General features: G+C 66.6%; 12 protein-coding genes and 1 pseudogene. 12 read left to right on the top strand and 1 reads right to left on the bottom strand.

Going from position 1 to position 12325, the window contains the following annotated elements:
• The first annotated feature begins 4 nt into the window (after nucleotides 1-4).
• The 10 genes from ACO48X_RS07530 to ACO48X_RS07485 all read left to right on the top strand — a co-directional run bounded on the left by ACO48X_RS07530 (nucleotide 5) and on the right by ACO48X_RS07485 (nucleotide 9925).
• Nucleotides 5-178, top strand: a complete 174-nt coding sequence (locus tag ACO48X_RS07530) for a S26 family signal peptidase (RefSeq protein WP_485001472.1) — start codon at nucleotides 5-7, stop codon at nucleotides 176-178.
• 128 nt (nucleotides 179-306) lie between these two features.
• Entirely contained in the window at nucleotides 307-990 is a 684-nt protein-coding gene (locus ACO48X_RS07525; protein WP_485001470.1) for a ribonuclease HII, read from the top strand.
• The gene (locus tag ACO48X_RS07520; protein WP_009199887.1) at nucleotides 987-1304 is read left to right on the top strand and encodes a DUF2469 domain-containing protein; all 318 of its coding nucleotides are present in this window, start codon (nucleotides 987-989) and stop codon (nucleotides 1302-1304) included. Before ACO48X_RS07525 ends, ACO48X_RS07520 begins: the two co-directional genes overlap by 4 nt.
• A gap of 183 nt (nucleotides 1305-1487) precedes the next feature.
• Nucleotides 1488-2120 carry an SAM-dependent methyltransferase gene (locus tag ACO48X_RS07515; RefSeq protein WP_485001469.1) on the top strand — a complete coding sequence of 211 codons (633 nt, stop codon included), beginning with the start codon at nucleotides 1488-1490 and terminating at the stop codon, nucleotides 2118-2120.
• Nucleotides 2121-2351: 231 nt separating this feature from the next.
• Nucleotides 2352-2768 (top strand): YraN family protein, encoded by a 417-nt coding sequence (locus tag ACO48X_RS07510; RefSeq protein ID WP_485001468.1) that lies wholly within the window; start codon nucleotides 2352-2354, stop codon nucleotides 2766-2768.
• Nucleotides 2735-4285: a YifB family Mg chelatase-like AAA ATPase gene (locus ACO48X_RS07505; protein ID WP_485001467.1), complete on the top strand. Its 1551-nt coding sequence runs from the start codon at nucleotides 2735-2737 to the stop codon at nucleotides 4283-4285. Before ACO48X_RS07510 ends, ACO48X_RS07505 begins: the two co-directional genes overlap by 34 nt.
• Complete coding sequence (gene dprA, locus ACO48X_RS07500) at nucleotides 4272-5696, top strand: DNA-processing protein DprA (protein WP_485001466.1); 1425 nt, start codon at nucleotides 4272-4274, stop codon at nucleotides 5694-5696. The genes ACO48X_RS07505 and dprA overlap by 14 nt, the downstream gene beginning before the upstream one ends.
• 14 nt (nucleotides 5697-5710) lie before the next feature.
• On the top strand, nucleotides 5711-6622 hold the full coding sequence (locus ACO48X_RS07495) for a tyrosine recombinase XerC (RefSeq protein WP_485001465.1): 912 nt from the start codon (nucleotides 5711-5713) through the stop codon (nucleotides 6620-6622).
• Nucleotides 6623-6783: 161 nt separating this feature from the next.
• Nucleotides 6784-8466, top strand: a complete 1683-nt coding sequence (locus tag ACO48X_RS07490; RefSeq protein ID WP_485001464.1) for an FGGY-family carbohydrate kinase — start codon at nucleotides 6784-6786, stop codon at nucleotides 8464-8466.
• A gap of 112 nt (nucleotides 8467-8578) precedes the next feature.
• A complete protein-coding gene (locus ACO48X_RS07485) occupies nucleotides 8579-9925 on the top strand; it encodes a sn-glycerol-1-phosphate dehydrogenase (RefSeq protein WP_485001463.1) in 1347 nt (448 codons plus the stop codon).
• A 117-nt stretch (nucleotides 9926-10042) separates the two neighbouring features.
• On the opposite strand, the gene ACO48X_RS07480 is transcribed toward ACO48X_RS07485, so the two are convergent.
• On the bottom strand, nucleotides 10043-10429 hold the full coding sequence (locus ACO48X_RS07480; protein WP_485001462.1) for a M23 family metallopeptidase: 387 nt from the start codon (nucleotides 10427-10429) through the stop codon (nucleotides 10043-10045).
• A gap of 746 nt (nucleotides 10430-11175) precedes the next feature.
• Between ACO48X_RS07480 and rpsB the strand changes: the two genes are divergently transcribed.
• Nucleotides 11176-12066, top strand: coding sequence for a 30S ribosomal protein S2 (gene rpsB / locus ACO48X_RS07475; RefSeq protein WP_485001461.1), 891 nt, complete (start codon nucleotides 11176-11178; stop codon nucleotides 12064-12066).
• A 28-nt stretch (nucleotides 12067-12094) separates the two neighbouring features.
• Nucleotides 12095-12325: pseudogene (locus ACO48X_RS07470) on the top strand (translation elongation factor Ts); the annotation flags it as partial.

Below are 12325 nucleotides of genomic sequence, written 5' to 3'. Positions count from 1 at the left end.
CGGGGTGAGGGGCGACAACCGCTCCAACTCGCGAGATTCGCGCTACCACATCGGCGAAAGGAACGGAGGCTTCGTTCCCGTCGACAATGTGGCCGGACGGGCGTGGGCGATCTTCTACCCGTTCTCGAGGTTCGGCTCCATAGACGACGCATCGAAAGTTTTCGCGGGCGTCCCGTGACCGGCCGGACCGGCGGACGCGGGCCCAAAAGAGAAGGCGAATCCGCGCCCGAAGGCGGGCGTGCGCAAACAGATAGCCGCGCCCGGAAAGGCGCGAACGAGCCTTCGCGAAAGCAGACAGGCGGGCGTTTGCGGAAACCGGCGGACGGGCGTGCGCCGAGCCGCGAGGTCGAAATCGACGTCCTCCGCTCCCTTCCGGCCGGTGCGCTGATAGCCGGAGTCGATGAGGTGGGGCGGGGATCCCTCGCGGGGCCCGTGAGCGTCGGAATCGCACTCATCGACGCCTCCACAGGCGACTTCCCCGAAGGGCTGCGGGATTCCAAGGCAATGAGCCCGGCTGCGCGCGAGCGCATGGCCCCCCTGGTGCGGGAATGGGCGGTGGACGTCGCCGTCGGGCATGCGGGGCCGGACCTCATCGACGACGTCGGGATCGTCGCCGCGCTGCGCCACGCCGCCAAGGAGGCGCTGAACGGACTGTCGGCGATGCCGTCGGCCGTGCTGCTCGACGGAAAGCACAACTGGTGGGCCGAGGATTCGCTGTTCGACGTCGATCCTCTCCTCCCGCAGATCCCCGTCCGGATGGAGGTGAAGGGCGACGCAAGGTGCGCCGTGATCGCCGCGGCGTCGGTCGCCGCAAAGGTGGAACGCGACGGACTTATGGTCGTTCTCGACGGGCGTTTTCCGGGCTACGATTGGGCGAGGAACAAAGGCTACGCGAGCCCTTCTCACATCGAGGGGCTGGCGAGGCTCGGACCGAGCGACCATCACAGGAAGTCGTGGCATCTGCCCGGCGTGAGGGAAGGACACCGATGAGCGAGATCGAGAACTACGAGGCCGACGCCGAGCTCGCGCTCTACCGTGAATACCGCGACGTCATCAACATCTTCCGGTACGTCGTGGAGACCGAGCGCCGCTTCTACCTCGCCAACGACGTCGATGTGCGCGTGCGCGCGTCCTCCGGCGGGGAAGTGTTCTTCGAAGTCAACCTTTCCGACGCGTGGGTGTGGGACATCTACCGCACGAGCCGCTTCATCCGATCCGTGCGCATCGTGACCTTCAAGGACGTCAACGTCGAAGAGCTCAACAAGGCCGACATCACCCGCGAGCTAGACCTGCCGCACGGGTGACGCGCGGCAGGCTTGACGCACGGCCGGCCCGCGGGTTTGCCGCATGATTCACGGGCGGGCGGACCGCGCCGTCTTCATTGAGTTCGCGGGGCGGCAGGACGTCAGTTCGCGGGCGACGGTTGTGACGTTTGGGAACGGCAGAGTGTCGGTTGGGGTGCGGCAGTGTGCAACGAAGGAGACGATTTGAGCCCCCACGAGAACCGGCCGCTGGACGGCCGCTACTGGGAAGAGCATTGGCAGAGCCTCGGCGAGGACGCTGTCGGCGAGGTCGCGAACCCCTACGTCGTCGCTGAGACGAGCGGTTTGGGGTGCGGGACCGCGCTCGACGCGGGATGCGGCGCCGGGGCCGAAGCCGTTTGGCTCGCAGAACAAGGGTGGGACGTCACCGGAGCCGACATAAGCCCCGCCGCCCTCGCCAAGGCGCGCAGGCGGGCGGAGTCCGCCGGGCTGGGACCGGCGGTGCGGTGGGTCGAAGCGGACCTCATGGCTTGGGAGCCCGACGAACGCTGGGATCTTGTCATGACCTCGTACGCCCACCCGCCGGGCAGCCAGATCGACTTCTACCGAAGGATTTCCAGGTGGGTCGCCCCCGACGGCACGCTGCTCGTCGTCGGACACTTGCACGGATCCGGCGTGATGTCTGGAGACGAGGCCCCCGAGGGGACGACCGTCTCCTTGGAGCACGTCGCCGGGCTTTTCGACGGCGGCGATTGGATGATCGAGACGGCGCGCCAGAACGTGCGGACGGCGACCGCCCGCGGCGGGAGCGCTGTGGAGATGCGCGACGTCGTCGTCCGGGCGAGGCGGCTTCGCTAAAGGAGACGCGGCTCTGTTAAAAAGTAGTCGTCTCCGGTGCGGACGTCGCATTTGACGGGGATCGCATTTATGCGGACGCCGCATTTGAAGGTGGGGCTGCAATTAAACTGTTCCCCGTGCGTCGCCATTATTGGTGAGCGTACTGGCCCACAGACGGGGATAGCGTAGCCCGTATCCACAGATCGTCTGACAGCTGGGCGGCGCACAGCCGCCTTCGGCAAGACTGGGCCCATGGATACGAGTATGAGCGCGACGGTGGATTTCGTCGCTCCGGAGATGTCGGAGCCTCTGGGAAACCAGGAACTCGGAAAATGGGGCGAAGAGCTCGCCGCGAGGTACCTTCAGGCATACGGCTACGTCGTTTTAGCGCGCAACTGGAGGCGCCGCGCGGGCGAGCTCGACCTCGTCACCGCCTGCCCGCAGAGGAAAGCCGTCGTCGCGGTGGAGGTGAAAACCCGCAACGCCGAAGTGAGCGTTGGATCGATCGAGGCGATTACCCAGGCAAAGCTGGCCAGGCTGAGGAAGCTCACAGGCATGTGGCTGCAGGAGACCGGGACGCGCTGCGAGCGGGTTTGCCTCGACCTCGTGGCGATCACGGTTGAAAACAACGGATCGTGGCTGATTCGGCATCTGCGGGACATCTCATGAGGGTGGGAACGGCGCACGCCATGGCCGTCGTCGGAATCGAAGGAAGGCCGGTGCGGATTGAGGCCGTGCTTCTCCACGGCCTTCCCGCGGTCACGATCGTCGGGCTTCCCGACGCCGCTGTGTCCGAATCTCGCGAACGGATTCGAGCCGCCTTCGCCTCAGCTGGAATCGGCTTCCCTCAAACGCGCCTGACGATCAACCTTTCGCCTGCGGACACGCCGAAAAGCGGCACGGCGTTCGACCTCGGCATAGCGGTGGCGATCCTCGCGGCAATGGGCGGACGCGAGATTGGGCAACGGTACGTCATGGGCGAGCTCGGCTTGGACGGGTCGGTGCGCGCCGTGCGCGGAATACTGCCGGCGGCTTTGGCTGCGGCGGACGAGGACGCCGCAATGGCCGTGCCCCTCGGATGCGGGAAAGAAGCGGAACTGGCAGGGGTCAAGGTCAAGGAGGTGTTCCACCTCGCCCAGCTCGCGGAAGCCATGAGAATCCCGTGCGGTCCGGTTCCCGATGCGCCCTCGCCGCCGGGCCTGAGCGAAACGGAGGCCCCGGCTGCCTGCCCCGACCTCGCGGACGTCCGTGGGCAAGCACAGGCTCGCCACGCGCTCGAAGTCGCCGCAGCGGGCGGGCACCACATGCTCGTGACGGGGGCGCCCGGCGTCGGCAAGTCGATGCTCGCCGCGCGTTTGCCCGGCATCCTGCCGAAACTCGACATGCATGAAGCCGTCGAGGTCGCTGCGATAGCTTCAGCCGCAGGGGAGTTCGACGGGCGGTTGAGCTACACCCCTCCCTTCGCCAGCCCTCACCATTCGACCAGTGCCGCCGCGCTCATCGGCGGAGGGGCGATCCCAAAGCCGGGGGCCGCCTCCCGGGCCCATCGCGGCGTGCTTTACCTCGACGAAATGCCCGAATTTTCCACCCACAGCCTCCAAACCCTGAGGGAGCCCATGGAAACCGGAAGGATCGAGATCCATCGGGCGCGTGCCGTCGTCACCTATCCGGCTCGTTTTCAGCTGATCGGGGCCGCCAACCCGTGCAAATGCGGCAACTACCTGGATGCGCCGGGCAAATGCACCTGTTCCGTGCGGGACCGCCGCGACTATTTCCGCCGAATCGGAGGGCCGATACTCGATCGCTTCGACATCAACGTCGTTGCCCCGAGGCTTTCTCGGGCCGATTTGGCGAAGGCCGGCGCGGGTGAGTCGAGCGCCGTCGTCGCCGAGCGGGTGGCCGAAGCCCGCCTGCGCCAGCGGGTCCGGCTTGGTTCGACCCCGTGGACCGCCAACGCCCAAGTGAGCGGCTCGTGGCTGCGGCGAAACACCCCGCTTTCCAGAGAAAGCGCAAGGGAGCTGGATTCCATGCTCGCTTCGGGGGAGACGTCGATGCGGGCGGTCGACAAGATCTTGCGGATTTCTTGGACCCTGGCCGACCTTTCGGGCAGGTCCGCGCCCGCGCGCGACGACGTCGATTGCGCCTTCACCTTGAGAGAGAGGAACGGCTTCCATGGAACGTACTGACCGCGGCGGAAATGCAGAGCGGGACGGGAAGGCTCGCCGCGGTGGAAAAGCCTGCGGCGACGAAGAGGTTTGCCGTGGCGGGAAAGGCTGCGGCGACGAAAAGGCTTGCCGCGGCCAAGGCGAGGACTCGAACCGAATGGAGGAGCAGTGTGAAAACGAACTGCCGGGCGGACACGAGGAGCGCGCGGCCGCTATGGCTTGGACGCGAATCGCGGAGGGGGAGGACGCGTACGCTGTGGCGCTGGTCCGAGAGATGGGCTACGCGCGGGCGCTCGAATGGGTGGCGGAAGGCAGCATTGCGGAATCCCGAAACATTGCGCAAGCAGGAAAAGGCGCCGAGTCCGGAAGCGTCGCCGGGCTCGGGGGCTTCGCCGAGCATTGGACCGTCGCCGGATGCGGGGACGGCGCGGGACGCGGCTTGGCGAAGGCCAAGGCCCGATGGAAGACGCGGCTTGCCGCCCTCGGCCCGGGCGTCGCCGAATCGGACGGCGCCATGGGCTTCGTCATGCCAGGCGACCCGCTGTGGCCCGCCGCCCTCGACGATCTAGGCGACACCCGGCCGCTCGGCCTGTGGTTCCGAGGCGACGGCAAGGTGCTTGCCAGGGCGGGCGCGGCCGTCGTCGGATCGCGCGATTCCTCCCCGTACGGCGTGAAAATCGCGACCGACGTCGCATACGAGCTTGCCGATTCGGGCGTCAACGTCGTTTCGGGAGGGGCGTTCGGCATCGACGTCGCCGCGCACAGGGGCGCGCTTGCCGCCGACGGATACACAGTCGCCGTTTCGGCCTGCGGCGTCGACAGGTACTATCCGGCCTCCCACGCTGACCTGTACCTTGAGATTCTGCGGCGCGGAGGGGCAGTCTGCTCCGAGGCGCCGCCGGGGGCCGCCCCGCACAAGCATCGCTTCCTTTCTCGCAATCGAATCATAGCGGCGCTCTCGCGAGCCGTAGTCGTCGTCGAAGCGCCCTTTCGATCCGGAGCGATATCCACGGCCCACCACGCCATGACGATCGGACGCCCCGTCGGAGCGTTCCCGGGCCCGGTCACTTCCCCCAGATCCTCTGGATGCCACCGGCTGCTCAGAGAAGGGGCCGCCTGCGTGACGCAGACCTGCGAGGTCCTCGAACTCATGGGAATGGAAGCGAAGCCTGGCAGGCAACCCGGGCCGGGAGAGCCGCCGCCCCCGGGAGGATCGCAAACCGAGAGGCAGCTCGCCCTCGACGTGCTTGACCCTTTGGCGTCCCGCGTATGCGAGGCGCTGCCGGTTTCCCGCGGGGCGCCGGTGGAAAAGATCGCGGCGGTGGCCGGAGTCTCTGTGACGGAGGCTCTGACTGGGCTGGGGAGGCTCGAAAGGCAGGGGATTGCCGCGCGCAACGCCGGGCTGTGGAAGCTGGCTCGAAAAGGCCGATAACTTACCCTTGACGTGTGCGGATCGAGGAAACGTTGGACGCCTACGAGCGTGAGCTCAGGCTGCGCAGGGGGCTCTCGGAGAACACGGTCATCGCCTACGTCCGTGAGGCGCGCTCCCTCCTGGAGTTCATATGGGAGATCGCGGGCGGCGACGTCGAAGAGCCCATGGACCTGCACGGACTTGAACTCGCAGACGTCCGTGCGTGGCTCGCCCACAGTCAGGCGAAGGGGTGCTCGCGATCCACCCTGGCGCGGCATTCAGCCGCGATCCGCACGTTCTGCCGATGGCTGCAGCGAAAGGGCCACACCGACGTCGACGCCGCCGCCCGGCTCAAAGCCCCGCGCGCAGATAATGCCTTGCCGCGCGTGCTCAATCAGGAGCAGGCTCGCCGGCTCGCGGAGCACGCCGGACGCCTGGCGGCCTCGGGCGATCCGCTCGCGCTTCGCGACCACGCCGCCGTCGAACTCCTGTACGCCTCCGGAATTCGCATCAGCGAACTGTGCTCATTGGACGTCGATTCGCTCGGCGTGGATTCGACATTGCGAGTCATAGGCAAAGGAGACAAAGAAAGAATCGTCCCCTTCGGCGTCCCCGCCAGGCGCGCCCTCACCGCGTATCTTCCGGCGAGGGCGCAGCTCCTTGTGCGTCCCAACAGGGCGTTGTTCCTCGGAGCGCGAGGCGGGCGGCTCGATCCGCGCACGCTCCGCCAGTCGATCCACCGGCTCGCAGCGAGCGCGGGTGTTCCCGACATATCGCCCCACGATCTGCGGCATTCCGCGGCCACGCATCTTCTGGACGGCGGCTCGGATCTGCGCACCGTCCAGGAGATACTCGGCCACGCGTCGCTCGGAACCACCCAGCGATACACGCACGTCAGCTCCGAACGCCTGCGAGCGGCCTTCGCCCAGGCGCACCCTCGGGCTTGAGCCACGTGGGCGCCAGGCTTGAGCCACGTGCGCGCCGGACTTGAGTCACGTGCGTCTTCGGGCATCGGGCCGCGCACACCCCGGGGCCTGAGTTCGACGTCGGGAGAATTGACCGCCGTGCGAACACTTGAAAAACTGGGAAAGCACGTACAAGTCGATCGATGAGGAGCGACACTATGACCCAGGTCTACATGGGTATCGACCTCGGCACGGGCGGATGCCGAGTGGGACTTTTCGATGACCGTGGAAGGCCGTTTGCTTTCCACAACACCCCCGTGACGTCGATTCACCCCCATCCGAGCTGGGTGGAGCAGGACGTCGACGAATGGTGGCGGGCGCTGGTCGCCTCCACCCGGGCCGCGCTGACGCGTTCGGGGATCGACCCCGCTCAGATCGCGGGCATCGGCTTTGACGCGACGTCGGCCACGCTTGTCGCCCTTGACGACGCCGAAAGGCCCTTGAGAAACGCGATCATGTGGGCCGATGTGCGCGCCAGCGAACAGGCGGGCAGAGCATCGGAGATCGACCACTGGGCGCGCCTGTACAACGGGGAAGGCAAAGATCCGGCGTCCGCCGAATGGTTCGTTTTCAAGGCGATGTGGCTCAAGGAAAACGAGCCTGACGTGTGGGCGCGCTCCGTGTGGATACTCGACGCCCCCGATTGGATGGGGCTGCGGCTGACCGGACGCCCCGCCGTCAACCTGTGCTCGGCCTCGCTGAAGATGTACCACAACAACGACCACGGAGGCTTCCCGGTCGAGTTTTACGAGCGGCTGGGGGTGGGCGACCTTATGGACAAGATGCCCACCCAGGTCAACGCAATGGGCGAGCCGCTGGGAACCCTCTCACCCGAGGCCGCGGAGGAGCTCGGCCTCGTCGCGGGCACCCCCGTGGCCCAAGGAGGGATCGACGCCGAGGCGGGAATGATCGGAATGAACGTGCTCGCCCCCGGGCGCATGGCGCTTATCACCGGTTCGAGCAACTGCCTTCTCGCCCAAAGCGCCATTCCGCTCTACGGCGCGGGAATGTTCGGCGCGCACACGGACGCCCTCGTTCGGGGGCAGTACACGATCGAGGCCTCCCAGGCCTCGACGGGGTCGGTGATCCGCTGGTTCCTCGAGAACTCCGCGAAAGACCTCGTGGAGGCGGCCAAAAACGGGGGTCCCTCCCCTTACGAAGTGCTGAACGAAGCGTCCAAAGACATCCCTCCGGGGTCCGACGGCGTCCTCGTCCTCGAATACTTCCAGGGAAACCGCAGCCCCTACACCGACGCCAAGGCGCGCGGAACCATCACCGGGCTGACGCTCAGCCACGGGCGCGAGCACATCTACCACGCGATTCAGGAAGCCACGTGCTACGGGCTCGAGCTCAATCTGCGGACGATGCGCGCCGCAGGCTACGAGCCCCGCGCGATCACGGCGTGCGGCGGAGCGCTCTCGAGCCCGGAATGGCTGAAAATGCACGCCGACGTCACCGGACTCGAAATCACGGTCACGGAGATTCAAGACGCCCCGACCCTGGGCTCGGCGATGATGGGCGCCTTGGCCGCCGGCAGATTCGCCGACCTCCAAGAGGCGGCCGACGCGATGGTCCACTACAGCGCCGTGATCAAACCCGATCCCGCACGCCACGAAGAGTACCGGTACTGGGTCGACGAGTACGCCGCGCTGTTCCCCGCCGTTCGCGACATTCAGCACCGGACGGCCGATCGCGCGGAGAAATCCCACAGGGCAGGAGCCGAGGGGCAAAAGGACGAGGCCAAGGCCCGGATCAGCGGAACCGTCGACGGCGACACCACGGGGCTGGCCGATTTCACCACGATGCTCGGCGACGGCGGCCTTTAGGCCGGAGCGCGGGGAAGCGGGCAAAGACCGCGATCGCCGGAAAACGGCCCGATTGCCTGACAACGCCGCGTTCGCCCGACAACGAAAGCAAAAGCAATGAAAGAGAGGAACGATGACCGCGGAACTCGTGGAAAAAGGGCTTGAGAATGCAAGCCACACCAAAACCGTCGAGGTTGGAAGGGGAGTCCTGGCATCCTCGGGGACGATCATTCGCGACGGGCTGCTCGAAGGGGGGCGCAAAGCGCTGCTCGTCGCCGACGAGCGCACGTGGAAAGCCGCCGGGGCCGACGTCGAAAGGTCGCTTCGCGAAGCGGGCGCCGACCTCGCGGAGCCGATGGTCTACCCCGGATCTCCCACTCTTTACGCCTCCTACGACCATTGCGAGGAAATCCGGGAGAGGCTTCGCGAGACGGACGCGCTTGCGGTCGCACTCAGCTCGGGCACTCTCAACGACCTGTCGAAGCTCGCCTCCGGCGCGCTGGACCGGCCCTACGCAGTGGTCGCAACTGCGGCCTCGATGGACGGATACACGGGCTTCGGGGCGCCGATGACCAAGGACGGGGTGAAGATCACGATGCCGTGTCCCGCGCCGCGCGTCGTCGTCTTCGACCTCGACGTCGCAGCAGCGGCCCCGCGGCCCATGGCTTCCTCAGGGTACGGAGACCTTTCGGCGAAGATTCCCGCCGGCGCGGATTGGATGCTGGCGGACGCGGTCGGGGTCGATCCCATCCATCCCTTGGCGTGGGAGCTCGTCCAAACCGGCGTCCGCGGGGCGCTGTCGCGCCCGGCGGAGCTTGCCGCCGGAGTGCCGGAAGCCTACGAAGGTCTGTGCGAGGGCCTCGTCCTTTCCGGTTTGGCGATGCAGGTCGCGCAGGGCACACGCCCCGCATCCGGCGCGGAACACTACTTCAGCCACCTTTGGGAACTCGACCATTTGGGATCGGAACTCGACCCTCCGCTCAGCCACGGATTCAAGGTGGCGATAGGCACGCTGGCCATGGTCGGCTTCTACGAGAAGTTCCTCGAGCGCGACGTCGCGGGCTTGGACATCGACGCGGCGGTTTCGAGGTGGCCCTCGTGGGGCGAGGTCGAGGCGGACATACGCCGTGTCATGTCCGGCCCGCTCATCGACAAGGGGATAAACGAAACGCGCGAGAAGTACGTCGACGCCGCAGGAATTCGCGCTCGCCTCGAAAAACTGGTTCGAGCCTGGCCACAGCTTCGTGCGAGACTGGCGGGCCAGCTGATGTCTGCCAAAGAACTCCAACTGGCGTTGGCTTCCGCCGGTGCGCCAAGCGTTCCGAGCGATATCGGGCTGACGCCCGAAGACGTCCGCGCTGCGTTCCCGCGTGCAATGTACTACCGCTCGCGTTACACGGTCCTCGACGTGGCCCGCGAACTGGGATGGTTCGAGGAGATCGTCGACGACGTCTTCGCTCCGGGAGGGCTGTGGCAGTAAGAGGGGCGCGGCAGTAAGAAGGCTGCGGCCGTGAACGGGTTTCTGCGGCGTGAGGGCTGCGTCGGCGGGACAGTCCCGCGCGTGCACTCCCTTCGTCCAGGAAGGAGGACTGCCGAGTCATTTGAGGAGGCGAATCGCGGGGTAAAGGAGGGAAAGGGGATCGATGTAGCGGTCCTTTCCGATGCGCGCTCCCCAGTGGAGGCAAGAGGCCGGGAGGCAGTGCCCGGCCTCGAGCACTCCTATTGGGTCTCCCGCTTTGACCTTGTCGCCTGCGGAGACGGAAGGGCGGACGGGTTCGTAAGTTGTTCGCAGGCCGCCGTGATCGATCGACACGACGTCCTTATCGGCGACCTTTCCGGCGAAAACGACGGTTCCCGCGCCCGCTGAGACGACCGTGGCGCCCTCCGGCGCGTCAAGGTCGACTCCGCGATGGCCGCTCAGCCATTTGAGTGCGGGAGGGTCGAAAGGGCGTACAACCGCCGTCTTGACGCCAGTCGGCCACACGAAGAAGCCTTTGACCGCGCCTCGGCGAAGGCGGAAGGCCTCGCCGGTTCGAGAGCGGCCGTTCTCGAGGCTTGTCTCGCGGCTGTGCCGTGGCGTTTGGCTGTGCTGCGGCGCCCGGGACGCCCGGGCAGGCGGAGGCGAAACTCGCCGGGCAGTCAATTCGCGCGGCGCAGCCGACCCGGGCGGACCGGCGAACTCGGCGAATGTCGCCGCGAAAGGCCTGTGTTCCGTCGCCTGCCCTTGAGGGCTTGAGGCTCCAAGGAACCCTGAAAATATCAGAGAAGCTATGCCGATGAGTGCTGATATCGCTTTCATGCCCCGATTGTCCGAACTAAAAACGGAAAAGGGACGGGCGTCGATAGGGGCTGTGAACGGCGCCTGCGTCTGCCGCCCCTGTGGACCGGGCGACAGTCGGGCCATGAATGCTTCGGACAGGCCCGAGCGCTGCCGCGCCTGTGGACCGGGCGACGAGTCTCGGTTTGTGGACCGGCAAGAGTCTCGCCCGCGCACCGGCGAAAAACGGCGCGTGCAGGCCGGTCCCTCGCCGTCGCGAGGCAAACGAGGCCGCGATCGACTACACTGGTGGGGTGCCCGGCGTCAGCTGGGCAAAATTCGCGCGCTCGCGCACAACGTCTCCGGGGCGGTGCCACACGTGGCTCCCGGAGCACGGCGAGCGCCAGGGCGAACCGCGACCCCGCGGCGAGCAAGAACCGAAACGCGCTTTTGCGCACTGAGAAAGGACGACCATGGCAGTCGTTAGCATGCGCCAGCTGCTTGAAGCCGGCGTCCACTTCGGGCACCAGACCCGCCGGTGGAACCCCAAGATGAAGCGCTACATCCTCACCGAGCGCAATTCGATTTACATCATCGACCTTCAGAAGACGCTCGTCGACATCGACCGCACCTTCGACTTCGTCAAGCAGACCGTCGCCCACGGCGGAACAATCCTTTTCATCGGCACTAAGAAGCAGGCGCAGGAAGCCGTCCGGGAGCAGGCCGAGCGCGTGGGCATGCCCTACGTCAACCAGCGTTGGCTCGGCGGCATGCTGACCAATTTCTCTACGGTGGCCAAGCGCCTCCAGCGTCTTCGCGAGCTCGAGCAGATCGACTTCGACGACGTCGCATCCTCCGGCCGCACAAAGAAAGAGCTCCTCATGATGCGCCGTGAGAAGGACAAGCTCGAGCGCACCCTCGGCGGCATTCGCGACATGGCTCGCGTGCCCTCCGCCGTCTGGGTCGTCGACACGAAGAAGGAGCACCTCGCCGTCGCAGAGGCAAAGAAGCTCGACATCCCCGTCGTCGCCATCCTCGACACGAATTGCGACCCCGACGAGGTGACTTACCCGATTCCAGGCAACGACGATTCCATCGGATCCGTGGGCCTGCTCACCCGCGTAGTCGCCGACGCCGTCGCCGAAGGCCTTGTTTCCCGCGGCGGAGGCGTCTCCGGCGCCGAGGCCGCCGAGCCCATGCCCGAGTGGGAGCGCGAGATCCTCGCCGGCGCCGCGGAGGAAAAGCCCGAAGAGGCGAAGGCCGAATCTCCGGATTCGCCCGATTCTCCCGACTCGCCTGATTCCCCCGATTCTCCGGATTCGGCCCCGTCGGCCGATTCGGCGGACGAAGCCAAGCAGGACTGAGAAACAAGACTGAGAAAGAGGAGCAAGAATGGCCAATTACAGCGCCGCAGACATCAAGGCTCTGCGTGAGAAGACCGGCGCCGGCATGATGGACGTCAAGAAGGCCCTCGAGGAGGCTGACGGAGACGCGGCCAAGGCCGAGGAGCTTCTTCGCGTCAAGGGTCTGAAGGCGGTCGCCAAGCGCGAAGGGCGCTCCGCGGTCAACGGCTTGGTGGCCTCCGCCGTGTACGACGCCGGTAAGGGCAAGCGAGGCGTGCTC

This window comes from Peptidiphaga sp. (assembly GCF_057238965.1).
This window is presented reverse-complemented; position numbering and strand designations above follow the sequence as displayed.